The sequence below is a fragment of the Kitasatospora arboriphila genome, assembly GCF_039528095.1.
GTDB lineage: Bacteria > Actinomycetota > Actinomycetes > Streptomycetales > Streptomycetaceae > Kitasatospora > Kitasatospora arboriphila.
On the sequence record NZ_BAAALD010000016.1, the window covers coordinates 46,778 to 72,439 of the forward strand.

At 73.4% G+C, this 25,662-nt stretch carries 19 protein-coding genes, 1 tRNA gene, 1 other RNA gene and 1 riboswitch; of the genes, 18 read left to right on the forward strand and 3 right to left on the reverse strand.

Features of this window, described 5'->3' with window-relative positions; translation table 11 throughout:
• Window positions 1–14 precede the first annotated feature (14 nt).
• The 7 genes from smpB to ABD353_RS11490 all read left to right on the forward strand — a co-directional run bounded on the left by smpB (window position 15) and on the right by ABD353_RS11490 (window position 9,202).
• A complete protein-coding gene (smpB, locus tag ABD353_RS11460; RefSeq protein WP_263105154.1) occupies window positions 15–497 on the forward strand; it encodes an SsrA-binding protein SmpB in 483 nt (160 codons plus the stop codon).
• A 146-nt stretch (window positions 498–643) separates the two neighbouring features.
• Window positions 644–1,021: a transfer-messenger RNA gene (gene ssrA / locus ABD353_RS11465) on the forward strand.
• 198 nt (window positions 1,022–1,219) lie between these two features.
• Window positions 1,220–2,587, forward strand: coding sequence for a nitrate/nitrite transporter (locus tag ABD353_RS11470; protein ID WP_344623415.1), 1,368 nt, complete (start codon window positions 1,220–1,222; stop codon window positions 2,585–2,587).
• 213 nt (window positions 2,588–2,800) lie between these two features.
• The gene (locus tag ABD353_RS11475; RefSeq protein WP_344623416.1) at window positions 2,801–3,988 is read left to right on the forward strand and encodes a uroporphyrinogen-III synthase; all 1,188 of its coding nucleotides are present in this window, start codon (window positions 2,801–2,803) and stop codon (window positions 3,986–3,988) included.
• 286 nt (window positions 3,989–4,274) lie between these two features.
• Window positions 4,275–6,563, forward strand: a complete 2,289-nt coding sequence (locus ABD353_RS11480) for a HelD family protein (protein WP_344623417.1) — start codon at window positions 4,275–4,277, stop codon at window positions 6,561–6,563.
• A gap of 400 nt (window positions 6,564–6,963) precedes the next feature.
• Window positions 6,964–8,439 (forward strand): NAD-dependent malic enzyme, encoded by a 1,476-nt coding sequence (locus ABD353_RS11485; protein WP_344623418.1) that lies wholly within the window; start codon window positions 6,964–6,966, stop codon window positions 8,437–8,439.
• Between the two features lie 481 nt (window positions 8,440–8,920).
• The gene (locus tag ABD353_RS11490) at window positions 8,921–9,202 is read left to right on the forward strand and encodes an HU family DNA-binding protein (RefSeq protein ID WP_030271959.1); all 282 of its coding nucleotides are present in this window, start codon (window positions 8,921–8,923) and stop codon (window positions 9,200–9,202) included.
• An 85-nt stretch (window positions 9,203–9,287) separates the two neighbouring features.
• Here the strand turns inward: ABD353_RS11490 and murA are convergent, their stop codons facing one another.
• Entirely contained in the window at window positions 9,288–10,628 is a 1,341-nt protein-coding gene (gene murA, locus ABD353_RS11495) for a UDP-N-acetylglucosamine 1-carboxyvinyltransferase (protein ID WP_263105159.1), read from the reverse strand.
• Between the two features lie 305 nt (window positions 10,629–10,933).
• On the opposite strand from murA, the gene ABD353_RS11500 reads away from it, so the two are divergent.
• The 9 genes from ABD353_RS11500 (at window position 10,934) to ABD353_RS11540 (ending at window position 21,611) form a co-directional block, all read left to right on the forward strand.
• Window positions 10,934–11,503 carry a YqgE/AlgH family protein gene (locus ABD353_RS11500; RefSeq protein WP_344623419.1) on the forward strand — a complete coding sequence of 190 codons (570 nt, stop codon included), beginning with the start codon at window positions 10,934–10,936 and terminating at the stop codon, window positions 11,501–11,503.
• A gap of 73 nt (window positions 11,504–11,576) precedes the next feature.
• Window positions 11,577–11,855: a DUF3039 domain-containing protein gene (locus ABD353_RS11505; protein ID WP_344623420.1), complete on the forward strand. Its 279-nt coding sequence runs from the start codon at window positions 11,577–11,579 to the stop codon at window positions 11,853–11,855.
• Between the two features lie 60 nt (window positions 11,856–11,915).
• A complete protein-coding gene (locus ABD353_RS11510) occupies window positions 11,916–13,559 on the forward strand; it encodes a beta-N-acetylhexosaminidase (protein ID WP_344623421.1) in 1,644 nt (547 codons plus the stop codon).
• Between the two features lie 326 nt (window positions 13,560–13,885).
• Window positions 13,886–14,752: an FAD binding domain-containing protein gene (locus ABD353_RS11515; RefSeq protein ID WP_344623461.1), complete on the forward strand. Its 867-nt coding sequence runs from the start codon at window positions 13,886–13,888 to the stop codon at window positions 14,750–14,752.
• Window positions 14,749–15,981 carry a (2Fe-2S)-binding protein gene (locus tag ABD353_RS40385; RefSeq protein ID WP_425555134.1) on the forward strand — a complete coding sequence of 411 codons (1,233 nt, stop codon included), beginning with the start codon at window positions 14,749–14,751 and terminating at the stop codon, window positions 15,979–15,981. The genes ABD353_RS11515 and ABD353_RS40385 overlap by 4 nt, the downstream gene beginning before the upstream one ends.
• Window positions 15,978–18,248 (forward strand): xanthine dehydrogenase family protein molybdopterin-binding subunit, encoded by a 2,271-nt coding sequence (locus ABD353_RS11525; protein WP_344623422.1) that lies wholly within the window; start codon window positions 15,978–15,980, stop codon window positions 18,246–18,248. The genes ABD353_RS40385 and ABD353_RS11525 overlap by 4 nt, the downstream gene beginning before the upstream one ends.
• Before the next feature lie 146 nt (window positions 18,249–18,394).
• Window positions 18,395–19,696, forward strand: coding sequence for a S8 family serine peptidase (locus ABD353_RS11530; protein WP_344623423.1), 1,302 nt, complete (start codon window positions 18,395–18,397; stop codon window positions 19,694–19,696).
• A 120-nt stretch (window positions 19,697–19,816) separates the two neighbouring features.
• Window positions 19,817–20,146: a hypothetical protein gene (locus ABD353_RS11535; protein WP_344623424.1), complete on the forward strand. Its 330-nt coding sequence runs from the start codon at window positions 19,817–19,819 to the stop codon at window positions 20,144–20,146.
• A 1-nt stretch (window position 20,147) separates the two neighbouring features.
• Complete coding sequence (locus ABD353_RS11540) at window positions 20,148–21,611, forward strand: WXG100 family type VII secretion target (protein WP_344623425.1); 1,464 nt, start codon at window positions 20,148–20,150, stop codon at window positions 21,609–21,611.
• A gap of 154 nt (window positions 21,612–21,765) precedes the next feature.
• Here the strand turns inward: ABD353_RS11540 and ABD353_RS11545 are convergent.
• A tRNA-Cys gene (locus ABD353_RS11545) sits at window positions 21,766–21,840 on the reverse strand.
• Between the two features lie 285 nt (window positions 21,841–22,125).
• A riboswitch (guanidine-III (ykkC-III) riboswitch) is annotated at window positions 22,126–22,189 on the forward strand.
• Between the two features lie 50 nt (window positions 22,190–22,239).
• Here ABD353_RS11545 and ABD353_RS11550 point away from each other — a divergent pair.
• The gene (locus tag ABD353_RS11550) at window positions 22,240–22,554 is read left to right on the forward strand and encodes a DMT family transporter (protein ID WP_344623426.1); all 315 of its coding nucleotides are present in this window, start codon (window positions 22,240–22,242) and stop codon (window positions 22,552–22,554) included.
• A gap of 95 nt (window positions 22,555–22,649) precedes the next feature.
• A complete protein-coding gene (locus ABD353_RS11555; RefSeq protein ID WP_344623427.1) occupies window positions 22,650–24,128 on the forward strand; it encodes an MFS transporter in 1,479 nt (492 codons plus the stop codon).
• Window positions 24,129–24,186: 58 nt separating this feature from the next.
• Here ABD353_RS11555 and ABD353_RS11560 read toward each other — a convergent pair whose 3' ends face one another.
• On the reverse strand, window positions 24,187–25,452 hold the full coding sequence (locus ABD353_RS11560; protein WP_344623428.1) for a polysaccharide deacetylase family protein: 1,266 nt from the start codon (window positions 25,450–25,452) through the stop codon (window positions 24,187–24,189).
• Window positions 25,453–25,662: the final 210 nt, after the last annotated feature.

Below are 25,662 nucleotides of genomic sequence, written 5' to 3' on the forward strand. Positions count from 1 at the left end.
AGAATGTCGGCGCTATGGCAAAGGAAAAGGGCAACAAGGTCATCGCGCAGAACAAGCGGGCGCGGCACGAGTACACCATCCTCGACACCTACGAGTGCGGCATGGTGCTGACCGGTACCGAGGTGAAGTCCCTCCGCGAGGGCCGGGCGAACATCGTCGACGGGTACGCCTACATCCAGGGGCACGAGGCCTGGGTCGACAACCTGTTCATCCCGGAGTACACCCAGGGCACCTGGACGAACCACTCGGCGAAGCGCAAGCGCAAGCTCCTGCTGCACAAGCTGGAGATCCGCAAGCTGGAGTCGAAGGTGAAGGAGACGGGCCACACGCTCGTCCCGCTCTCCCTGTACTTCAAGGACGGCCGGGTCAAGCTGGAGATCGCCCTGGCGGTCGGCAAGAAGCTGTACGACAAGCGCCAGACGCTGCGCGAGCAGCAGGACCGGCGTGAGTCGGACCGCGCGATCGCCGCGGCCCGCCGCAAGCAGCGCGCGGTCTGACCCCGGCCCGGTCTCCGGCCCGGCCCGTCGGAGGGGCCCGCCCCGCCGCCCGGTAATGCGCTGGACCCTCCGGGGGCCGACCGCGTACCATGGCAATCGCACCGCCGGAGGGCCCCGCCCACCGGAGCTGTTTGTCAAATCAACATGGGGATGATCGGTTTCGACGGTGGTAGTCGAAACAGGAGAAGCGAGCCGAGGAACGCGGCAATGATCTCGTTAACCACGTGTCGCAAAAAAATAATCGCCAACACCAAGCGCGATACCCCGCAGTTCGCTCTCGCTGCCTGATCAGCGAGCGAATAGGGTGTCAGACCGGGGAGTTCCCGACCCGGACCCTGGCATAATCTAGGGAACTCAACCAACCGCCCCGGCTACGGGGGCGGGAGGGAAGCCAAACAGTAGCTGGGCCCGTCGGCGGCTTGTCCGCGTGACTGCCGGGGCCGAGAAAAGCACAGCGGACTGCGCTCGGAGAAGTCCTGAATCCACTCCATCGGACCCGGGTTCGATTCCCGGCATCTCCACCATCCCATGTGCACCCAGGCCGTCCTCCACTCCCGGAGGGCGGCCTTCGTGTGTCTCCGGACCCTCACACCGGCGGCCGGCGGCGGGTGAGAGGACGGTTCCGCAGGCTTCACAGACCACAACGATCCCGAAACCATGGGCTCCTAGCGTCATCGATGACAGCACGGGCAGGGCAGGCACCGGCACGCAAGGGGAGACCGATGAGCGACACAGCCCAGCGCAGAACAGGCGGCCGCTGGATCCAGGAATGGCGGCCCGAGGACACCGAATTCTGGGAGCGCACCGGCCGCAAGGTCGCCAACCGGAACCTGATCTTCTCGGTGTTCTCCGAGCACATCGGCTTCTCGATCTGGAGCCTGTGGTCCGTCATGGTCCTCTTCATGGGCAAGGGCTACGGCATCGACCCGGCCGGCAAATTCTTCCTGGTGGCCATGCCCACCCTGGTCGGCTCCTTCGTCCGGATCCCCTACACCTTCGCCGTCGCCCGGTTCGGCGGCCGGAACTGGACGATCGTCTCCGCGCTGCTGCTCCTCGTCCCGAGCATCGCCGCGGCGTACGTGATGCACCCCGGCACCTCCTACACCACCTTCATGGTGGTCGCGGCCCTCACCGGTGTCGGCGGCGGCAACTTCGCCTCCTCCATGACCAACATCAACGCCTTCTTCCCGCTCCGGAAGAAGGGCTGGGCGCTCGGCCTCAACGCGGGCGGCGGCAACATCGGCGTCCCCGTCATCCAGCTGGTCGCGCTCGCCGTGATCACCTGGGCCGGCGCCACCTCGCCCCGCCTGGTGCTCGGCATCTACATCCCGCTGATCGCCGTCGCGGCGCTCTGCTCGGCCCTGTTCATGGACAACCTGGCCCAGCTCAGCAACGACACCGGCACCTTCAAGGCCATCCTCAAGGAGAGGCACACCTGGCTGATGTCGGTGCTCTACATCGGCACCTTCGGCTCCTTCATCGGCTTCTCCTTCGCCTTCGGCCTCGTCCTGCAGAACCAGTTCGGCCGGACCCCGCTGCAGGCCGCCCAGCTCACCTTCATCGGCCCGCTGCTCGGCTCGGTCATCCGCCCGGTCGGCGGCTGGCTGGCCGACCGCTGGGGCGGCTCCCGGATCACCTTCTGGAACTTCGTCGCGATGGCCGCCGCCGCCTCGGTGGTGACCTACGCCTCCTCGATCAAGTCGCTGCCGGTCTTCCTCGTCGGCTTCATCGCGCTCTTCGTCTTCGCCGGCATCGGCAACGGCTCCACCTACAAGATGATCCCCGGCATCTTCGAGGCCAAGGCCCAGGACCGGATCGCCGCCGGCGACACCCCCGCGGACGCGGCCGCCTGGTCCCGCCGGATGTCCGGCGCCGCGATCGGCGTGATCGGCGCGGTCGGCGCCCTCGGCGGCCTGTTCATCAACCTCGCCTTCCGCCAGTCCTTCCTCACCACCAAGAGCGGTACCCCCGCCTTCGTCTCCTTCCTCGCCGCCTACGCCGTCTGCTTCGCCCTCACCTGGGCGGTCTACCTGCGCCGCCCGGCCGCCGCCCCCACCGGCGCCCAGGCCCCGGCACTCGCCCGGGTCTGATCGCCACCGAGGGCCGGTCCGCACCCGCGGACCGGCCCTCACCTGCGAAACAAGCCGGAAATCGGACCGACCCGGCGGTGACACCCCGGCACGGGACGATGACGGTCCACCCACCCACCCGCCGCCCGCCACGGCCCCGCAGGGACCGCAGCGAGCGGCACGCCCCCGAGGCACGCCGACGGCCCCGGGGCGCTCCACGAAGGACGTCAGCCCATGGCCGACCGCACCGCCGTCGCGACCGCCGCCCTCGTACCGTCGCAGGACACCGCCCCGCCGCTGGCCGGCTACACCATCGGCATCACCGCCGCCCGCCGCGCCGACGAGCTCGCCGCCCTCCTCCAGCGCCGCGGTGCCACCGTGCTGCGCGCACCCGCCCTGCGGATCGTCCCGCTCGCGGACGACACCGAACTCCTCGCCGCCACCCGCGCCCTGATCGCCGACCCGCCGGACATCGCCGTCGCCACCACCGGCATCGGCTTCCGCGGCTGGATCGAGGCCGCCGAGGGCTGGGACCTGTTCGACGACCTCGTCGGCAGTCTCGCCAAGGCCGAGATGCTGGCCCGCGGCCCGAAGGCCAAGGGCGCCATCCGCGCCGCCGGACTGCGCGAAGCCTGGTCCGCCGAGTCGGAGTCCTCCGTCGAGGTGCTCGAACGGCTCCTCGACCAGGGCGTCGACGGCCGCCGGATCGCCGTCCAGCTGCACGGCGCCCCGCTGCGCGACTTCGTCGACTCGCTCACGACCGCCGGCGCCGAGGTCGTCGAGGTCCCCGTCTACCGCTGGCTGCCGCCGCTCGACCTCGGACCCGTCGACCGGCTCCTCGACGCCACCTGCAGCGGCTCCCTCGACGCCGTCACCTTCACCTCCGCCCCCGCCGCCCTCGGCCTCCTCGACCGCGCCGCCGAACGCGGCCAGACCGCCGAGCTGCTGCACGCGCTGCGGCGCGACGTCCTGCCGGTCTGCGTCGGACCGGTCACCGCCGCCCCGCTCGAAGAACTCGACATCGCCACCGTCTGGCCCGAACGGATGCGGCTCGGGGCCATGGTGCAGACCCTCACCGCCCGGCTCCCCGACCGGGCCCGCCGGCTCGCCGTCGCCGGACACACCCTCGAACTGCGCGGCCAGGCCGCCCTCGTCGACGGCGACCTGCGGCCGGTGCCGCCCGCCGGAATGGCCCTGCTGCGGACGCTCGCGAGGCGGCCGGGGTGGGTGGTGCCGCGGAGCGAACTGCTGCGGGCGCTGCCGGGCAGCGGGGACGACGAGCACGCGGTGGAGACGGCGATGGCGCGGCTGCGGGCCGCCCTCGGCACGCCCCGCCTGATCGCCACCGTCGTCAAACGCGGCTACCGCCTCGCCGTCGACCCCGTCCCGGCCCCGGACACCAAGTACGGCGACGAGGACTAGCTCGGGGGCAAGCCTGCCGATCGGGGGAGTCGAGATCAGGGGCGCGGGGAACCGCGCAGTGTGGGAGCGGGTCACCGTACGGATCAGGGGCGGGCCCTGTTCCGTCGGGATGCCCGGCCCCGGACTGCGCAGTTCCCCGCGCCCCTGTTTTGGCTCGCTTCGGTCCGTGCAGGTTCCCCGCGTCCCCGTCGTGGTGCACCTGGGTGGTCCCGGCGACCTGGCGGGGGCGGCAAGGAGTAGGATCTTCCGTCCGCCGCTCCCGCCCGCGCCGTACCCCCCGAGGCCCATGCACACCACACCAGAGACCACCGACTCCGTCCGCGACCGCGAGATCGCCGAGGAGCAGAGCCACCTCGACACCGTCTACCGGCGTCTGGAGGAGAAGCTCGCCGAGGCCGAGTACATCCTCGAGGACGCCGCCAAACGCGTGCAGGTCGGCACCCCCGGCGCGCTCGCCGAGCGCGACGCCCAGGTCTACCGGGCCGGTGCGCACCTGCAGCGGCTGAACAGCGAGTTCGAGGACTTCCTGTTCGGCCGGATCGACCTCCAGCAGGCGGACGCGCCCGAGGAGCACGGCATCCCCTCGCAGACCCCGATGGACCCGGCCGACCCGGCCGTCGCGGAGACCCTGCACGTCGGCCGCCTCGGCGTGCTCGACGCCGAGTACGGCCCGCTGGTGATCGACTGGCGGGCGCCGGCCGCGGCGCCGTTCTACCGGTCGACCCCGCTGGAGCCGGGCCGGGTGATCCGCCGCCGGGTGATCCGTTCCCGCGGCCGCAAGGTGATCGGCGTCGAGGACGACCTGCTGCGCCCCGACCTGACCCCCACCCTGGACGGCCGGGAGCTGGCGGTGGTCGGCGACGGCGCACTGATGGCCTCGCTGGGCCGGGCCCGCAGCCACACCATGCGCGACATCGTCTCCTCGATCCAGAAGGAGCAGGACGAGGTCATCCGGGCGGCAGCGGCCGGCGCCACCCTGGTGACGGGCGGTCCGGGCACCGGCAAGACCGCGGTCGCCCTGCACCGGGCCGCGTTCCTGCTCTACCAGGACCGCCGCCGGTACGCGGGCGGCATCCTGGTGGTCAGCCCCACCCCGCTGCTGGTCTCGTACACCGAGGGCGTGCTGCCCTCGCTGGGCGAGGAGGGGCAGGTGGCGATCCGGGCGGTCGGCAGCCTGGTCGACGGCATCGAGGCGGAGCGCTACGACACCCCGGAGACGGCCCGGATCAAGGGGTCGGGCCGGATGGTCCAGCTGCTGCGCCGGGCGGCCCGGGCGGCCCTGGAGCTGAATGCGCCGACCGAGCTGCGGGTCTTCGCCCGCGGTGAGTCGCTGCGGCTGGACGCCGGCCGGCTGAAGGCGCTGCGCGCGACCGTCGTCGGCGGTGGCGGCACCCCGCTGAACCTGCTGCGCCCGAGGGCCCGCCGGCTGCTGCTGGACGCCCTGTGGCAGGACCTCACCCGGCACCTGCCGAAGCCGACCACCCACTCGGAGCGGGAGCAGCGCCAGGACGAGCGGGAGGCCTTCGACGAGTACGTCTCGGACGAGTCGGCGTTCCTGGACTTCCTGGACGCCTGGTGGGCGCCGGTGACCCCGCGCCGGGTGCTGGCGACCCTGCGCCACCCGCGGCACACCAACCGGATCGCCCGGCGTGCGGTGACCCCGGAGGAGGCCCGGCTGCTGGCCGCTTCCTGGCGGCACCTGGACGCCCGCGGCGGGGGCGCCCTGTCGGCGCACGACGTGGCGCTGGTGGACGAGCTGCAGGTGCTGCTCGGCGAGCCGGCCCGGCCGAAGGTGCGCGAGGTGGACGCCGTCGACATGCTGTCCGGGCTGGACGAGCTCACCACGTACGCGGAGCGCTCCTACGGCCGGCGCGAGCGCGTCCCGGTGGAGCGCACCGAGTACGCGCACGTGATCGTGGACGAGGCGCAGGACCTCACCCCGATGCAGTGGCGGATGATCGGCCGCCGGGCGCGGATGGCGACCTGGACGATCGTCGGCGACCCGGCGCAGTCCTCCTGGCCGTTCCCGCAGGAGGCGCAGTCCGCGATGGACGAGGTGCTCGCCGGCAAGCCGCGCCGCCGTCACACGCTGACCGTGAACTACCGGAACCCCGCCGAGATCGCCGAGGTGGCGGCGAAGGTGCTGGCGCTGGCGGCGCCGGGCACGCCCTCGCCGAGCGCGGTGCGGTCGACGGGCGTCGTGCCGCGGTTCGCGGCCGTCCGGGAGGCCGGGGCGGAGGCCTTCGGCCGGGCCGCCCGGGTCGAGCTGGAGCGGCTGCTGGGCGAGGTGGACGGCACCGTGGCGGTGGTCGTGCCGATGGACCGCCGGGCGGAGGCGGCCGGCTGGGCGGAGGGCCTGGGCGACCGCGTGGTGGCGCTGGGCAGCCTGGAGGCCAAGGGGCTGGAGTACGACGCGACGGTGGTCGCCGACCCGACCGGCATCGCGGGGGAGTCGGAGGCGGGCCTGCGGGTGCTGTACGTGGCGCTCACCCGGGCCACCCAGCGGCTCACGGTGCTCTCCGGCCCGGACGACCTGCCGGACGCGGACGGCGTGCCCGCCCTGCTGCACGGCTGACGCGGGCGCCGGCCGGGCCGCCCGCACGGCCGGCGCACCGCCGTACGGCGGTGTGCCGGCGCCGCGGTACGACGAAGGCCCCCACCCGGAGGTGGGGGCCTTCTCACGTCAATGACACCGACCCGCCATGCTCGCCTCGCGGCAAGTGGTCGCTCGAAGCGACGAAGGTTGGGCCCGGGGGCTTGGATCGAGCCGGTGTCCCGTCCAATGTAACGCATCGGCTCGGGACGCCAAGGCCGCGGCGGGAGATTTTCGGCGGAGCACACGACCGGCCCAGTGCGGCGGCCCGTGCCGTTTGTGGGTTCTGCACACTCAATGAACTTTATTTCTGGCTACCGACCGGTAAGTGCGACGATCGAGACCGGAAAGACCCTCAAGAGCGGACGGAAGAAGGACGTCGATGGCGACGGTGCCCAGTGTCTCCAACTCGATCACGGTGCGGCTGGAGGTCCCGGCCCGGGGCAACGCCGTCAGCGCGATCACCACGGCCGTCGAGTCCTCCGGGGGTTCGGTCACCGGTCTCGACGTCACCGCCTCCGGCCTGGAGTCGCTGCGCATCGACGTGACCGTCGCCGCGTCGTCGGTGGCCCACGGCGAGGAGATCGTCGAGAAGCTGCGGACGATCGACGGCGTCAGCATCGGCAAGGTCTCGGACCGCACCTTCCTGATGCACCTCGGCGGCAAGATCGAGATGTCCTCGAAGCTGCCGATCCGCAACCGCGACGACCTCTCGATGATCTACACCCCGGGCGTCGCCCGGGTCTGCATGGCGATCGCCGAGAACCCCGAGGACGCCCGCCGCCTCACCATCAAGCGCAACAGCGTCGCGGTGGTCACCGACGGCTCCGCGGTGCTGGGCCTGGGCAACATCGGCCCGAAGGCCGCGCTGCCGGTCATGGAGGGCAAGGCGGCCCTCTTCAAGCGCTTCGCGGGCATCGACGCCTGGCCGATCTGCCTGGACACCCAGGACGCCGACGAGATCGTCGCGATCGTGAAGGCGATCGCCCCCGGCTTCGCCGGCATCAACCTGGAGGACATCTCCGCGCCGCGCTGCTTCGAGATCGAGGCCCGGCTGCGCGAGGCCCTGGACATCCCGGTCTTCCACGACGACCAGCACGGCACCGCCATCGTCGTCCTCGCGGCGCTGACCAACGCGCTCAAGGTGGTCGGCAAGGACATCGCCGACATCCGGGTGGTGATGTCGGGTGCCGGCGCCGCGGGCACCGCGATCCTCAAGCTGCTGCTGGCCGCCGGCGTGGAGCACGCCACCGTGGCCGACGTGCACGGCGTCGTCCACAGCGGCCGCGAGGACCTCAACGACAGCCTGCGCTGGATCGCCGAGCACACCAACCGCTCCGGCCGCACCGGCAGCCTCAAGGAGGCGGTGGCCGGCGCCGACGTGTTCATCGGCGTCTCGGCCCCGAACGTGCTGGACGGCGACGACCTGGCCACCATGGCGGAGGACGCGGTCGTCTTCGCGCTGGCCAACCCGGACCCGGAGGTCGACCCGGCGGTGGCCCGGCAGACCGCCGCGGTGGTCGCCACCGGCCGCAGCGACTTCCCGAACCAGATCAACAACGTGCTGGTCTTCCCGGGCGTCTTCCGCGGCCTGCTGGACGCGCAGAGCCGGACGGTCGACACCGCGATGATGATCGCCGCGGCCCGGGCGCTGGCCACCACGGTCGCGGACGACCAGCTCAACGCCAACTACATCATCCCGAGCGTCTTCCACCCGGACGTCGCGAAGACCGTGGCGGCGGCCGTGCGCGAGGTCGCGCTGGCCTCGCGGGAGGGCCAGGAGCCCGTTCCGGTGCGCCCGACCGCGGGCATCGTGGGCACCCTCGACACCTCCTCCTTCCCGGTCGTCGGCATCTGACCGGAGTGTCGTTCTTGATCGCTCAGGTGTGCGAACGACGCGCCGGGCGCCGGATCGGCCCTTCCCCTTGCGACACAAGGGGAAGGGGCGTGTTTGGGCTTGTCGGTGCCAGGGCGTACGGTAGCCCTGCACGGGGGTGGCGTGTCCGACAAGTACGGAACGTCCCTCCCGGCTTTCCGGCGTGTCGTCCCGACCGCCGCCCGGTCCGGCCCTCCGGGGCCGACGGAGCGTCACACCTCCGCCGGGCGGGATCTGTTCGGGTCAACACCGCCGGTGGCCGATTGGCTTTCTCAGTGCCGGTCGGGGCAGGATTCGTACCCGGGCGGGCGGTTTGCGGCGCTTCGGGGCCGGAGCCCGGCCCCTGACCACCCCTCGCCTGAACGAGCACCAGTGTGCGGACCAGCGGCCCATCCGGGTTCCCCCGGAGGGGGCGACCGATGGGGCCCCCGCACACCGCAAGCAACAGACCACAGGAGTACACATGAACCGCAGTGAGCTGGTGGCCGCGCTGGCCGAGCGCGCCGAGGTGACCCGCAAGGACGCCGACGCCGTGCTGGCCGCCTTCGCCGAGGTCGTCGGCGAGGTCGTCGCCAAGGGTGACGAGAAGGTCACCATCCCCGGCTTCCTGACCTTCGAGCGGACCCACCGCGCCGCGCGCACCGCCCGCAACCCGCAGACCGGTGACCCGATCCAGATCCCGGCCGGCTACAGCGCCAAGGTCAGCGCCGGTTCCAAGCTGAAGGAAGCCGCCAAGGGCGCCTGAGCCCCGGCAGCAGCCCGGACGACGCGATGGCCGGCCTCCCCTCGGGGAGGCCGGCCATCGGCGTTCAGGTGCCCGTGCGGGCCCGTCAGACGGTCACGGGCTGCTCGGCGGGCAGCTCGACGTGCGCGCCGAGGTCCCGCAGCTTGGACATGAAGTTCTCGTAGCCGCGGTTGATCAGGTCGATGCCGTGCACGGTCGAGGTGCCCTCGGCCGCCAGCGCCGCGATCAGGTACGAGAAGCCGCCGCGCAGGTCCGGGATGACCAGCTCGGAGCCGATCAGCTTGGACGGGCCGGAGACCACCGCGGAGTGCCGGAAGTTGCGGGCGCCGAAGCGGCAGGGGGTGCCGCCGAGGCACTCGCGGTAGAGCTGGATGTGCGCGCCCATCTGGTTCAGCGCGCCGGTGAAGCCGAGCCGCGACTCGTACACCGTCTCGTGGACGATGGACAGGCCGTTGGCCTGGGTCAGCGCGACGACCAGCGGCTGCTGCCAGTCGGTCTGGAAGCCGGGGTGCACGTCGGTCTCCAGGGCGATCGCCTTGAGCTCGCCGCCCGGGTGCCAGAAGCGGATGCCCTCGTCGTCGACCTCGAAGGCGCCGCCGACCTTCCGGAAGGTGTTCAGGAAGGTCATCATCTCGATCTGGCGGGCGCCGCGGACGTAGATGTCGCCCTTGGTGGCCAGCGCGGCGCACGCCCAGGACGCCGCCTCCAGACGGTCCGGCAGCGCCTTGTGGTTGTAGCCGCCCAGCTCGTCCACACCGGTGATCAGGATGGTGCGGTCGGTGCCCATCGAGATGATCGCGCCCATCTTCTGCAGCACGCAGATGAGGTCGACGATCTCCGGCTCGACGGCCGCGTTGCGCAGCTCGGTGACGCCCTCGGCGAGCACCGCCGTCAGCAGCACCTGCTCGGTCGCGCCGACCGACGGGTAGGGCAGCTCGATCTTGGTGCCGTGCAGGCGCTGCGGGGCGACCAGGTAGGTGCCCTGCGGGTGCTTCTCGATGGTGGCGCCGAACTGGCGCAGCACCTCGAAGTGGAAGTCGACCGGCCGGCCGCCGATGTCGCAGCCGCCCAGGCCCGGGATGAACGCGTGGCCGAGCCGGTGCAGCAGCGGGCCGCAGAACAGGATCGGGATGCGCGAGGAGCCGGCGTGCGCGTCGATGTCCGCCACGTTGGCGCTCTCGACGTGCGAGGGGTCGAGGATCAGCTCGCCGTCCTCGTCGCCGGTGCGGACGGTCACGCCGTGCAGCTGCAGGAGGCCCCGCACGACCTTGACGTCGCGGATGTCCGGCACGTTGCGCAGCCGGCTGGGGCCCTGGCCGAGCAGTGCGGCGACCATGGCCTTGGGCACCAGGTTCTTGGCACCGCGGATCTGGATCTCGCCTTCGAGCGGGTTACCGCCGTGGACCAGCAGGAGGTCGTCGGTCATCGTTCTCGCAATCCGGGGTGCGCAGGGGGTTCTTACGGCTGCGGGGCAGGGGGAGACGCGAGTGGAAGGTCCTTCCACCGTCGGCGAAAGCCCTTCCACCATCCATAGATGGTAGAGGGTGGGCGATTGGTTCCCGTGTGCCCCTTTGGTGATCATGCTCCGCGGGGGCTGCGGAGGCCCCCCGGCGCCCGGTGGGCAGGGCCGTCCGGGTGGTGCGGGTGCGACCCGGCGGGCCTGCGGGGACGGGGCGAGGAGGTTTCGTGTTGGGGCGCCCCTCCCGGGCCGTCCTGCGGGATCATGTGGGCATGACCGCGGCCCCCTCCCACACCGGCCGACTGCTCGTCGCGACGCCCGTGCTCACCGACCCGAACTTCGCGCGAGCGGTGGTGCTGCTGCTCGACCACGACGACCAGGGGGCCCTCGGGGTGGTGCTGAACCGGCCGACCCCGGTGGAGGTGTCGACCGTCCTGGACGGCTGGGCCGACCTGACCGGCCAGCCCGCGGTCGTCTTCCAGGGCGGCCCGGTGGCGCTGGACTCGGCGCTCGCCCTCGCGGTGGTGCCCGGCGAGCCCGGCCACGGCGAGCCGATCGGCTGGCGGCGGGTGCACGGCGCGATCGGCCTGGTCGACCTGGAGGCGCCGCCCGAGGTGCTGGCCGGGGAGCTCGGCGCGATGCGGGTCTTCGCCGGCTACTCCGGCTGGTCGCCCGGGCAGCTGGAGGCGGAGATCGCCGAGGGCGCCTGGTACCTGGTCGACTGCGAGCCCGGCGACGTCTCCAGCCCCGAGCCCGAACGGCTCTGGCGGTCGGTGCTGCGCCGCCAGCGCGGCCCGCTGGCGATGCTCGCCACCTACCCGGACGACCCCACCATGAACTGAGCCCGGCGGCCGCGGCCGGTCGTCCGGTGCGCTACTGGCCCGCTTCGGAGCGGCGCCCATAGACTTGGCATCCATGAGCACTCTTGAGCCCGAGCGCGGACTCGGCACCGGCACCCTGGTCGAGCCCGTTCCCCAGGTGTCCCACGGGGACGGCGACCACGAGCGCTTCGCGCACTACGTCCAGAAGGACAAGATCATGGAGAGCGCCCTCTCCGGGTCCCCCGTGGTGGCGCTGTGCGGCAAGGTCTGGGTCCCGGGCCGCGACCCGAAGAAGTACCCGGTCTGCCCGATGTGCAAGGAGATCTTCGACGGTCTCGGCCAGGGCGGCGACGGCGGCGGCGACGACAAGTAGCACCGAGTCGGTCCGGCAGTGGTCTGTACCACTGCCGGGCGACGGGGCAGGATGGCCCGCATGGACCTCATCCCCGCCCCCCGGCACCTGAAGGCCGACGACGGGGCGCCCGGCCCCTGGAGCTTCCGGCTGCACCCCGGGACCAGGATCGCCGCCGACGACCCGGCGGCGCAGGCCGTCGCCCGCCGGCTGCGCGCCGAGCTCTCCGCCGCGACCGGCTTCGCCCTCGACGCGTGCACCGAGGAGCAGGGCCGCCTGCTGCGGCAGACGATCACCCTGCGGACGGACCCGGAGCTGCTGGCCGCGGGCGGTCCCGAGGCGTACGCGCTGGCGGTGCACGAGTACGGCGCCGTGCTGCGCGGCGGCGCCGGCCCCGGCCTGTCCCACGCCGCGCAGACGCTGCGCCAGCTGTTCGACCCGCGGATCTACCGCCGCGCCCCGCTGCCCGGCGCCGACTGGGTGCTGCCCTCGGTGCGGATCGAGGACGCGCCCCGCTTCGGCTGGCGCGGCGTGCTGCTGGACGTCGCCCGGCACTTCCTGCCCAAGGCCGACGTCCTGCGCTTCCTCGACCTGATGGCGGCGCACAAGCTGAACGTCCTGCACCTGCACCTCACCGACGACCAGGGCTGGCGGATCGAGATCCGGCGCCACCCGCGACTCACCGCGGTCGGCTCCTGGCGGGAGCGGTCCATGGTCGGCTACCGCTCCGCGGACCGCCGCGACGACCGCCCGCACGGCGGCCACTACACCCAGGACGACCTGCGCGAGATCGTCGCGTACGCCGCCGACCGGCACATCACCGTCGTCCCGGAGATCGACCTGCCCGGACACTCCCAGGCGGCGATCGCCGCGTACCCCGAGCTCGGCAACACCGACGCGGTGGACACCTCGGCGCTCGGCGTCTGGACGGACTGGGGGATCAACCCCAACGTGCTGAACGTCACCGACGGCACCCTGCGGTTCTTCGAGGAGGTGCTGGAGGAGGTCCTGGAGGTCTTCCCGTCCGAGTTCGTCCACCTCGGCGGCGACGAGTGCCCCAAGGACCAGTGGCGGGCCAGCCCCGCCGCGCAGGCCCGGATCGCCGAACTCGGCGTCGACGGCGAGGACGGGCTGCAGAGCTGGTTCATCCGCCACTTCGACCGCTGGCTGGCCGACCGCGGCCGCCGCCTGATCGGCTGGGACGAGATCCTGGAGGGCGGCCTCGCACCGGGCGCCGCCGTCTCCTCCTGGCGCGGCTACGAGGGCGGCATCGCCGCCGCCCGGGCCGGCCACGACGTGGTGATGTGCCCGGAGCAGCACGTCTACCTCGACCACCGGCAGGCCCCGGGCGGGGACGAGCCGATCCCGGTCGGGTACGTCCGCACCCTGGAGGACGTCTACCGCTTCGAGCCCGTGCCGCCGGAGCTGGACGGCGCCGCGGCCGCCCGGGTGATCGGCACCCAGGCCAACCTGTGGACCGAGTTCATGACGAACGCCCGCGACGTCGACTACCGGGCCTTCCCGCGGCTCGCCGCGTTCGCCGAGGTCGCCTGGTCCGACCTGCCGCGCGACCCGGACGAGCGGGACTGGGCCGGGTTCGAGCGCCGGATGGCCGGCCACTACCCGCGCCTGGACGCCCTCGGGGTCGAGTACCGGCCGCCCGGTGGCCCGCACCCCTGGCAGCGCCGCCCCGGGGTCGCCGGACGGCCCGCGGAGGGCCCCTGAGGCCGCCGCGCCCCCGCGCGCGTCAACCGCGTGCGCGGGGGCGTCCGCACCCCGCGGACCCCGCCGGACCTGCTGCCGCGTCAGGTCAATATCCGATGAACATCCGGGCGGAGCCCTTCCGGTTCGCTCGGTTTTGTGGCCTGATTCGTCCGGTATTGCCCTCACCGCCGGACCGGCCGGCAAGTGATCATCCGGCATTGTGTGCCAGAGTTGCCCAACCCGGCCCGATCGCCCGTACCCTACGGGCCAGGCCGCACTGCCGGTGGGAGGGCAGGGCAGTTGATGAGCAAGTGGAGCACGGTGGAATCCTGGTGAACCGGACGATCATGCTGCCGGCCTCGGTCGACGAGGCCGTCGACGCGCTGGCCGCGACCCCGGGAGCCGTCCCGGTGGCCGGCGCGACCGACCTCATGGAGGCGGTCAACGCGGGCCGGCTGCGCCCCGCCGCACTGATCGGCCTCGGCCGGATCACCGAGCTGCGCGGCTGGCGCTACGAGGACGGCGGCACCGCCGTGCTCGGCGCCGGACTCACCCACGCCCGGATGGACCGCCCCGACTTCGCCGCGCTCATCCCCGCCCTCGCCGACGCCGCCCGCACGGCCGGCCCCCCACAGGTCCGCAACGTCGGCACCCTCGGCGGCAACATCGCCACCGCCGCGGCCGCCGGCGACACCCTGCCGGTGCTCGCCGCGCTGGAGGCCACCGCCACCCTCGCCCGGTCCGGCGCCACCCGCGACGTCCCGGTCACCCACCTGCTCACCGGCCTCGACCCGCTGCGCCCCGGCGAGCTCCTCACGTGGGTGCGCGTCCCGCTGCTGCACGCCCCGCAGGTCTTCCTCAAGGCCGGCGGCCGCAGCGGCCCCGCCCGCGCCGCCGCCTCCGTCGCCCTCGTCCTCGACCCCGCCCGGCGCGCCGTGCGCTGCGCCGTCGGCGCCGTCGCCCCCGTGCCGCTGCGCCCGCACGAGGCCGAGGCCTGGGTGGCCGGCTGCATCGACTGGGACGTCCGCGGCGAGGACGGCGCCCAGCCCATCGACCCCGCCGCGCTCGCCGCCTTCGGCGAGTACGTCGCCGCCGCCTGCATCCCCGACGCCGCCCTGGAGGGCGCCGGCGAGGGGGCGGCGGCCACCCTCGTCCGCCAGCGGCGTACCGTGGCGGTGCTGGCCCGCCGGGCACTGGGAAGGGCGCTGAAGTGACGGACGAACTCAACGGCCTCGGCGACGTGCGCCCCTGCGCCTCGTACACGCTGCGGGTCAACGGCTTCGAACGGCCGGTCAACGACGCCTGGATCGGCGAGAGCCTGCTCTACGTGCTCCGCGAGCGGCTCGGCCTGGCCGGCGCCAAGGACGGCTGCGAGCAGGGCGAGTGCGGCGCCTGCACCGTCCAGGTCGACGGCCAGCTGGTCGCCGGCTGCCTGGTGCCCGCCGCGCTCGCCGCCGACAGCGAGATCGCCACCGTCGAGGGCCTCTCCGGCGCCGGCACCGCCAGCGACGTCCAGCAGGCGCTCGCCGAGTCCGGCGCCGTCCAGTGCGGCTACTGCACCCCCGGCCTCGCCATGGCCGTCCACGACCTGCTGCAGCGCAACCACCGCCCCACCGACGTCGAGGCCCGCCAGGCCCTGTGCGGCAACCTCTGCCGCTGCACCGGCTACCGCGGCGTCCTCGCCGCCGTGCAGACCGTCGCCCAGGCCCGCGAGGCCGAACTGGAAGCCGAGCTGGAGGCCGCCGAGGCCGCCGCCGAACAGGCCGACGCGGCCGCACCCGCCGACGGCGCCACCGCCGCGCCGCCCGTGGCGGCCGGCCAGCAGTCCGCCGCCGACCTCCCGCTCGCCGGCGAACTCCCGCTCTACGCCGACTCCGAACTCTGGGTCGAGGCCGACCAGTACGCCGCCGCCCACCGGCCCCAGGCGCCCGAGCAGCCCGCCGCCGTCCCGGGCCCCGAGGGGTACTACCAGCCGCCGCAGCCCGCCGAGGGCTACCTCGGCTACGTCCCGGCACCCGCCCAGGCCCCCGGACACGAGGCCGCCCCGTACGACACCGGGCGCTACGAGGCCACCCCCGCCCACGGCACCGCCCACGACGGCCCGGCCCACGACACCACGCCCGCGCACGGCACCCCGTACATTCCCACGCCCGCGCACGGCACCTCCTACGAGGCCGCCCCCTACGGCGCCACCCCGCCGCACGGCATCCCGCTGCCGGACCAGGCCCACTACGACGGCGCCCCCGTCTACGAGGGCGGCTACGACACCGGCCAGGTGTACGTCACCCCGGCCGGCTACGACAGCCCGGTCTACGAGACCGGCTACGACACCGCCACCGGCCACCACGGCCACCACGGCCACCCGGGCCACACCGGCCCGGCCGGCTACGACGGCACCACCCCCGCCCACGGCATCAGGCTCCCCGAGGACGAGAACGCATGACCGCGCCCACCGAGCAGGACACCCCGGCGCCCGAACCGTTCGGCCTCGGCAGCTCCCCGCTGCGCACCGACGCCCTCCCCAAGGCGCTCGGCATCTACCCCTACGCCGCCGACCTCTGGGCCGAGGGCCTGCTTTGGGGCGCCGTGCTGCGTTCGCCGCACGCCCACGCCCGGATCGTCTCCGTCGACACCTCCGCCGCGCTCGCCCTGCCCGGCGTGCACGCCGTCGTCACCGCCGCCGACCTGGCCTCCTGCCCCGTCCCCGGTGACCGGCCGGTCCTCGCCTCCGAGGTCGTCCGCCACCACGGCGAGCCGATCGCCGCCGTCGCCGCCGAGACCCCGGACACCGCCCGGCTGGCCGCCTCCCTCGTCGCCGTCGAGTACGAGGTGCTGGAGGCCGTCACCGACCCCGAGGCCGCCTTCAACGCCGCGCCGCTGCACCCCGACGGCAACCTCTTCCGCCACCTCCCGCTGCGCACCGGCGACCCGGAGGCGGTCGGCGAGTTCGTCGTCGAGGGCCTCTACCAGGTCGGCCGGCAGGACCCGGCCCCGATCGGCGCCGAGGCCGGCCTCGCCGTGCCCCGCCCCGACGGCGGCGTCGAACTCCACCTCTCCACCACCGACCCGCACGGCGACCGCGACCGCACCGCCGCCTGCCTCGGCCTCGACCCCGACCGGGTGCGCACCGTCGTCACCGGCGTCCCCGGCGCCGCCACCGACCGCGAGGCGCTCTCCTTCCAGGTGCTCCTCGCCCTGCTGGCCCTGCGCACCGGCCGCCCGGTGAAGATGACCCTCACCCGCGAGGAGTCCTTCCACACCCACACCTCCCGGCACCCCGCCCTGCTGCGCTACCGCCACCACGCCGACGCCGAGGGCAAGCTGGTCAAGGTCGAGGCGCAGATCCTGCTCGACGGCGGCGCCTACGCGGACGTCTCCGCCGAGGCGCTCGCCGCCGCCACCGCCTTCTCCGTCGGCCCGTACACCTGCCCCAACGTCTTCGTCGACGCCTGGGCGGTGCGCACCAACAACCCGCCGGCCGGCCGGATGCGCGGCGAGGGCGCCCTGCAGACCTGCTTCGCCCACGAGTCCCAGCTCGACCAGCTGGCCAAGCAGGTCGGCATCGACCCGCTGGAGATCCGCCGCCGCAACGCCATGGCCACCGGCGACCCGCTGCCCACCGGCCAGGCCGTCACCTGCCCGGCCCCGGTCGAGGCACTGCTCGACGCGGTCACCGAACTCCCGCTGCCCGCCCTCCCGGTCGACGACCCCGAGGCCGACTGGATGCTCCCCGGCGGGCCCGGCGGCGCCGGCGACCCGGCGGCCGTCCGCCGCGGCATCGGCTACGCCGTCGGCATGGTGCACATGCTCGGCGCCGAGGGCGAGGACGAGGTCTCCACCGCCACCGTGCGGGTCAGCGGCGACCACGCCACCGTCATCTGCGCCGCCGTCGACGCCGGCCAGGGCTTCGCCACCCTCGCCCGGCAGATCGTGCAGACCACCCTCGGCGTCTCCGAGGTGTACGTCGCCCCCGTCGACAGCGACCAGCCCGCGGCCGGCCCCTCCGCCCGCGGCCGGCACACCTGGGTGTCCGGCGGCGCCGTCGAGAAGGCCGCGCTGATGGTCCGCCACCAGCTGCTGCAGCCGATCGCGGCCAACTTCGGCATGTCCGTCGAACTGCTCTCGATCGCCGACGGCAAGATCACCTCCTACGACGGCGTGCTCGGCATGCCGGTCGCCGAGGCCCTGGAGGGCAAGGAGCTCTGGGCCACCGCCCAGTGCCGTCCGCACCCCACCGAGCCGCTGGACGAGAACGCGCAGGGCGACGCCTTCGTCTCCATCGCCTTCTGCGCCATGCGGGCCGTCGTCGACGTCGACATCGAACTCGGCGCCGTCCGGGTGGTGGACGTCACCGTCGCCCAGGACGTCGGCCGCGCCCTGAACCCCCGCCAGATCGAGGACCGCATCGAGGGCGCCGTCGCCCAGGGCGTCGGCCTCGCCCTGATGGAGAACCTGCGCACCGAGGGCGGCCGTCCGGTCAACGCCTCGCTCACCGGCTACCGGCTGCCGACCGCCCTCGACACCCCCGACATCCGGATCGCCGCACTGCTCGAGGAGCGCGACGTGGTCGCCACCTTCGGCGCCAAGGCGGTCAGCGCGGTGCCCGCGGTCGTCGCGCCCGCGGCGGTCGCCGCCGCCGTCCGCGCCGCCACCGGCATGCCGGTCGGCCGCCTGCCGATCCTCCCCGAGGACGCCATCGCCGCCGTCTGACACGCCGTCCGGGCCCCGTTCCGGCAGGCCGGTCGGCCGATGCCGCGTCAGTCCGCGCCCGGACAGACGATACGATCGAAGCGCCCTGTGCACGCGGGGGCGTTGCGACAACGTACGGGCAGCAGCAGACGACTGACGGGGTAGTGATGAGGCTGACCAGGGCCATGCGGGTGCTCGGCGCCACGACATTGGCAGGTGCACTCCTGCTGGCGGCCGCCCCCGGGGCGTCCGCGGACCAGGTCCGGGACGGGCAGTGGGCCAACCAGTACTTCAAGCTCGACAAGGTCTGGTCCGTCAGCAAGGGCGACAACGTGATCGTCGCCGTCATCGACAGCGGCGTCGACGCCACCCACCCCGACCTCACCGGCCAGGTCCTGCCTGGCTACGACCAGAGCGGGAAGAACCTCAACACCAGGCCGACGGACTCGCACGGCACGGGGATGGCCGCGGAGATCGCGGGCCGCGGCCACGGCAGCAACGCCGGAGTGGTCGGCTTGGCCCCGGGCGCCAAGATCCTCCCCGTCTACAAGGCCGACGCGCAGGACTCGGACGCCATCCCGCAGGGCGTCAAGTGGGCCGTGGACCACGGCGCCAAGGTGATCAACATCTCGCAGGGCTCGTCCTTCGCGAACCCCGACATGCCGGCCGCGATCGCGTACGCCTACCAGCACGACGTCCTGGTGGTCGCCGCCGCGGGCAACAACGGCTCGGCGGTCGACAACCCGGCCAACCTGCCGGGCGTGCTCGCGGTCGCGGCCGCGGGCAAGGACGGCGAGGTGTGGGCCGACTCCAGCTTCGGACCGGAGGTCCGGCTCGCCGCGCCCGGTGTCGACGTCGTCACCGCGGGCAAGTGCGGCTCCAGCCAGTACTGCATCGGCAGCGGCAGCTCGGACGCGGCCGCCTACGTGTCCGGCGCCGCGGCGCTCGTCCGCGCCAAGTACCCCCAGCTCACCGCCGGTCAGGTGGCCAACCGCCTGGCCAAGTCGGCTGCCGTCCCGGCGTCGGCCAGTGGTGCCAAGCTGCCCGACCCGCACTTCGGGTACGGCGTGATCCGGCCCTACGAGGCGCTGACCATGGACATCCCGGCGGGCAGCAAGGAAGGCCCGCTGACCGCGCCGGGGGGTGCGGCCGCACCGGGTGCCGCCTCGGACGCGCCGGTGTCGCAGCCCGTGACCAAGACCTCCGTCTTCGGCGGCATCACGCCGCTGATGGTGCTCGGCGCCCTCGCCGTCGTGGTGGTGCTGCTCGTCGTGGTGATCGCCGCGGCGACCCGCAACCGCCGCAGGCTGCAGGCCGCCCCGGTGCCCCCGCAGGGCCAGGCCCCGTACGGCGCGGCCCCCGGCTGGCCGCCCGCGCAGCAGCCCTACGGCACCCAGCCGCCGCCTCCCGGGTACCCCCAGCAGCAGCCGTACCAGAACCCCTACCAGGGCGGTAACCCACCGCGATGACGGTGTGTCAGTACACGGCCTAGAGGCGATACGATCGAACGCCCTGTCAGGGCGCCATGCCCCGTTGCGCACGGGGTGCAGCAACAACGGGGAAGTACGGACTCCAGGGGGAGGAGTGAGATGGCCGACGGATACCGCGTCAACACGGACGAGCTGGAAGCGGTCGTGAAGCGACTGAGGGCCCTCCAGCAGGGCCTCAGCGAGTGCGGCAACAAGGCGAAGTACAACACCGTCCTCGTCAGCGACGACTTCGGTGCCAACTTCGCGGAGGCGAAGCAGCTCTTCGCCGCACACGCGCAGATGCAGGAGTTCCTGAGTCAGCACATCCAGGAGCTCGACTCGCTGATCAACGACTTCGGTGACAAGACGCACACGGTGAACACCGCCTACCGGACGCGCGAGGACGAGTTCGTCGCCTCGACGAAGTCCATGCAGTCCGGGAGGGCGTGAGATGAGCCAGTTCGAACACGAGGACCTGATCCCGCTCAAGCGGATGCTGGAGCACTCACGGCCCGAGCGACTCCACGAGGTCAGCCAGCACTGGACCAACGTCCACCAGGAGCTGGAGCAGGCCGTGGCCGATCTGCAGCGGGCGGTGCAGCACGCCACCGCCAACTGGGAGGGCGCGGCCGCCGACGGCTTCACCAAGCGGGCGGCGACCCTGCAGACCAGCATGACCAACACGGCCGCCCATGCGCAGAACACCTCCTCGGCGATGAAGTTCGCCGGGGACGCCCTGCAGCAGAGCAAGGCCACCATGGCGCAGATCCAGGTGCCCAGCACCTTCGACCGCGGCGCGAAGCTGCTCGGTGACGGCTTCGACCGCTCCGACGCTCAGTTCAAGGCCGACGTGGCCGGCGGCATGGACCGGATCAGCGCGGTCAACAAGAACTACAGCGAGCTCTCGGCGACCGAGGTCTCCCACCAGTACGCCATCGGCGTCATGGAGCACCTCGCGCCGCAGTACAACCAGGCCGCCGGGTACCTGAAGCCTCCGGCGAAGGAGAACCGGCACGACCCGTCCAAGGCGTTCCCGCCGGAGCCCGAGAACCCCGTTCCGCCCGCGATCGTCGCCCCCCCGCCGCCCTCGCCGAAGTACCCGAACGGCGTGCCGGACGACCCGTCGGGCAAGCCGGGGCAGACGGACCCGCAGGGGCCGAAGCAGACGATCCCGGGTTCGCCGCACGTGCCGACCCCGCTGCCGGGCGACGTCCCGCCGGGGTCGATGCCGACCCCGGGCCACCCGGTCGTTCCGCCGAGCACGGGGATCGACAGCCTGCCGCCGGTCGGGACGCACCCGACCCCCGGCGGTGGCGGCACCGGCACGCTGCCGACCGGCCCCGGTGGGGGCGGCGGTCTCGGTGGTGGCGGTGGCCTGGGCGGTGGCGGCGGTCTCGGTGGGGGCGGTGGCTACATCCCCGGCGGTCTCGGCGGCGGTTCGCTGCCCGGCCGCGGCGGGACGTCCGGCGCGGGCCGCGGCGGGGCCACCGGGCCCGGCGGCGGTGCCGGCGGTCGTACCGGGGGCAGCGGCGCCGGCGGTACGGGTGCTGGTGGCGCCGGCCGCCAGGGGATGCCCGGCACGGGCGGCATGCCCGGCCTGGGCGGTGCGGGCGGCAAGGGTGCCGGGGCCGGTGCCGGTGGCAAGGGCGGCAGCGGCCTGGTCCGCCGCGGTGGCGGTGTGATCGGCGGTGCCAAGGGCGGCACCGGCGGCCGGTCGTTCACCGAGGGCGGTTCCGGGATCGGCAAGGGCCGGGCCGGCCAGAACGGTGCCCCCGGTGGCGGCGGCATGCACGGCGGCCCCGGTGCGGCGGGCAAGAAGAAGGACAAGAACAACAACGGCCAGCGTCCCGACTACCTGGTCGAGGACGAGGAGACCTGGCGCGGAGGCTCTGCCAACCCGCCGGTGATCGACTGACCGTCCCGCACCCCGAACGGCGCGGACCACCCCGGACGACGGGGCGGTCCGCGCCGTTCCGCATGTGCGGAGAAAATCGGGAAAACCCCTGCCGGACGGAAAAGGAAATGCCGCGCCACCGGACGGCGGAATTCGCCGTCCGGTGGCGCGGAAATGGAGGCCGTGGCGGGAATTGAACCCACGTAAACCGCTTTGCAGGCGGCTCCCTGAACCACTCGGGCACACGGCCGGGGACGACGGGGGCGCCTGTGCGGGCCCGTCGTGAGAGGGGTGGAGCGTGGCGCGCGTCAGGCGCGGCGGGAACAGCGACAGCCGGGACAACAGGCGGCACAGGTGCGGGGCGCTGCGATCGCCGCCGTCTTCCTGTTCATGGCCGACTCCTGTCGTCACTGTCGTGGGCGGCGGGCCCGGTATTCGGTCTCCGCCGTGCTGGTGAATTCATCTTAGGGGGAGCGGGGAGGGGTGCGTCAATATTCGAGTATGAATTCCGTGTGTCGTCGTGTGTTACGTTCGAGGGGTGGCGTGATCGAGCGCCCCGGACGAGGTGCGTCGTACCCGGCAGGACAAGACGGCGCGGTACTGCGGCGGCAGCGACAGAGCTGCCGCCCTCTACTGCGGAGGTGCCGTCGTGGCGTGGCTGGTGTTGATCGTGGCGGGCGTGCTGGAGACCGTCTGGGCGGTGTCGCTGGAGGCGGCCAAGGGGTTCTCGCGCCCGCTGCCGAGCGCGGTGTTCGCGGTGGCGCTGGTGCTGTCGATGGGCGGGCTGGCGTACGCGCTGCGGAGCATCCCGCTGGGCACCGGCTACGTGGTCTGGGTGGGCATCGGCGCGGTCGGGACGGCGCTGTACGGGATGGCGGCGCTGGGCGACGCGCTGACCGCGGCCCGGGTGACCTGCCTGTTGCTGATCCTCGGCGGTGTGATCGGACTCAAGGTGCTGCACTGAGCCGTAGGTCACCGAAGGCTTAGGTCGGAGGTCCCGGGTGATCACCGACCGATGGTCAGGAGTCACCGGCACCCGAGCGCCTTACGATGGCAGGCATGGCCACCACCTCCTCCTCGACCCCGGTCGACCGCGCCGAGCCCGTGCCCGACACCGCCCTCGACACCGGGGGAGTGATGAGCGGGCCGTACCGGGCGCTGACGCTGGGGATCGTCTCGGTGGTGCTGCTGCTCGCCTTCGAGGCGACGGCGGTGAACACGGCGATGCCGGTCGCCGCCAGGCAGCTCGACGGGCTCGGCCTGTACGCCTTCGCCTTCTCCGGCTACTTCACGACGACGCTGTTCGCCCTGGTGGTCTCCGGCCAGTGGTGCGACCGGCGGGGCCCGCTGGCGCCGCTGTTCACCGGCATCGCGGTGTTCGGGGCGGGCCTGGTGGTGGCCGGCACGGCGGTCGGCATGTGGCCCTTCGTGGCCGGCCGGGCGATCCAGGGGCTCGGGGGCGGACTGGTGATCGTCGCGCTGTACGTCGTGGTGGGCCGGGCCTTCCCGGAGCGGCTGCGGCCGTCGGTGTTCGCGGCGTTCTCGGCGGCCTGGGTGCTGCCGTCGATCGTCGGCCCGCTGGTCTCCGGCGCGGTGACCCAGCACCTCGGCTGGCGCTGGGTGTTCCTGGCCGTGCCGGTGCTGATCCTGCTGCCGCTCGCCGTGATGGGCCCGGCGCTGCGCCGGGCGGAGCGGGCGCAGCCGCCGCTGCGGCCCGCGCCGTTCGACCGGCGCCGCACCTGGTGCGCGGCGCTGGCGGCGCTGGGCGCCGGGCTGCTGCAGTACGCGGGCCAGCGCCTGGACCTGCTGGGTCTGCTGCCTGCCGCGCTGGGCGCGGCGCTGCTGGTGCCGGCCGTGGTGCGGCTGCTGCCGCCGGGCACGCTGCGGGCGGCCCGCGGGCTGCCGACGGTGATCCTGCTGCGCGGCGTCGCGGCGGGTGCGTTCTTCGCGGCGGAGGCCTTCGTCCCGCTGATGATGGTGACCCAGCGGCACCTGTCGCCGACCCTGGCGGGCCTGACGCTGACCAGTGGCGGCCTGTCGTGGGCGCTCGGCTCCTGGCTGCAGGGGCGGCCGTGGGCGGACCGGCACCGGGAGGCGCTGATCCGGGTGGGCTTCGTGCTGACCGCGGTGGCGATCGCCGGGGCCGCGGTGGTGCTGGTGCCCGCGGTGCCGGCCTGGACGGCGGCGGTGTTCTGGGCGGTCGGCGGTGTCGGGATGGGCCTGGCGGTGGCCAGCATCAGCGTCCTGATGATGAAGCTGTCGGCGCCGGAGGACACCGGCGCCAACTCGGCGGCGATCCAGCTGAGCGACGCGCTCGGCAACGTGCTGCTGATCGGTCTGGCGGGTGTGCTGTTCGCCGGGCTCGGCGGCGGTTCGGTGGCGGCCGCCGAGGGTGGGACGGCGCCGGCCGGCCCGTTCGCGGTGATCTTCCTGGTGATGACCGGGGTGGCCCTGCTGGGTGCCCTGGTGTCGGGCCGCACCGGTGCGGGGCGCAAGCCCGTGGCGGTGGCCGAGGCTCCGGCACTCGCCGAGGGCTGACGGCGGCGGGGCCGGCGCGGACCCTCCGCGCCGGCCCCGGCCGCAGCCGCCCCGCCCCTCAGGTCGAGGGCGCCGCCTGGGCGGCCCCGCCGAGGAAGGACTTCCAGCCGCCGGCCGGGGACTCGCCGGGCGCCAGCGACTGCAGCTTGCGCAGCACCGCCGGGTCCTGCACCTCCAGCCACTCGACCAGCTGCCGGAAGGACACCAGCCGGACCTCCGGGCGGCCGGCGATGCCCTTGAGGGCCTCCTCGACGGCGTTCATGTAGATGCCGCCGTTCCACTGCTCGAAGTGGTTGCCGATGATCATCGGCGCCCGGTTGGTGGTGTACGCGCGCTCGAAGCCCGCCAGGTAGGAGTCGCGGGCCTGGGTCTGCCAGGCGCCGTACCGCGCGGTGTCGCCCTTGGTGCTGTTGCCGGACTGGTTGTACATGATGTTGTAGTCCATCGAGAGCACCTGGAAGCTGTGCCCCGGGAAGGGGATGGACTGCAGCGGCATGTCCCACAGCGCCCCGCCCTGGAACTTCTGCGGCCACACCTGGAGCCCGCCGGGGCCGCTGCTGTCGTACTTCCAGCCCCGCTTGGCGGCGGTCGGCAGCAGGCCGCGCTGGCCCTCCAGGCAGGGGGTGCGGCCGCCGATCAGCTCCTTGCGGTAGTCGAAGGGCAGCGCCGGGAGGTCGGTGAGGCCGGTGTTGGTCCGCCAGTTCATGACGAAGTCCATGGCCTGCTGGATCTCGCTGTCCCAGTCCTCGGGGGACCACCGGCCGCCGCCGGTGGGGCCGCAGAAGTGCCCGTTGAAGTGGGTGCCGATCTCGTGGCCCTCCAGCCAGGCGTCGCCGACCTGGCTGATGGTCTCGCGGATGTGCTCGTCGCTCAGGTAGCCGATGTCGGAGGCGCCGACCGGGTGCTGCGGCGGCCGGTACAGGTCCCGCTTGGACTCGGGCAGCGTGTAGATGCCGCTGAGGAAGAACGTCATCTTGGCGTCGTGGTCCTTGGCGAGCTGCCGGAACCGCGAGAACAGCCCGTTGTCGAGTTCGCCGGCGCCGTCCCAGGAGAACACCACGAACTGCGGGGGACGCTCGCCCAGCTCCAGCGGCACCGCCTCGGGCTGGTGCGGCTGCGGCCCGGAGTCGGAGGTCGACCCGTCGCCGATCAGCGAGGCGGGCGGCTTGGGGACGCCCGAGCCGCCGTCGGCCGCTCCCGAGGCCCGGACGGGCGGGCCGGCCTGCTCGCCGCCCCGGCCGCCGCTGCTCGCGCAGCCGGCGGCGAGCGCGGCCGCGGTGGCGGCGCCGCCGGCCAGCAAGGACCTGCGGGAGAGAGCGTCCATGGTCGTCTCCGTTCGGGTGGGGTCTGTTCGCAGCGGGACCGCACGGGCTGACAGTCCGACAGTCGGATGGACGGTCCGGGGGTGGGTGCGGCCCACAGCATGGCACGTCGGAGGGCCCCTGCCGGGGAACGCGGAGTGAACCCGGCTGGGTCGCCCGAAACGCTCGCCCGTTCGGACCATCGCACGCGCCATCGAGTGGCGGAGTCCGGC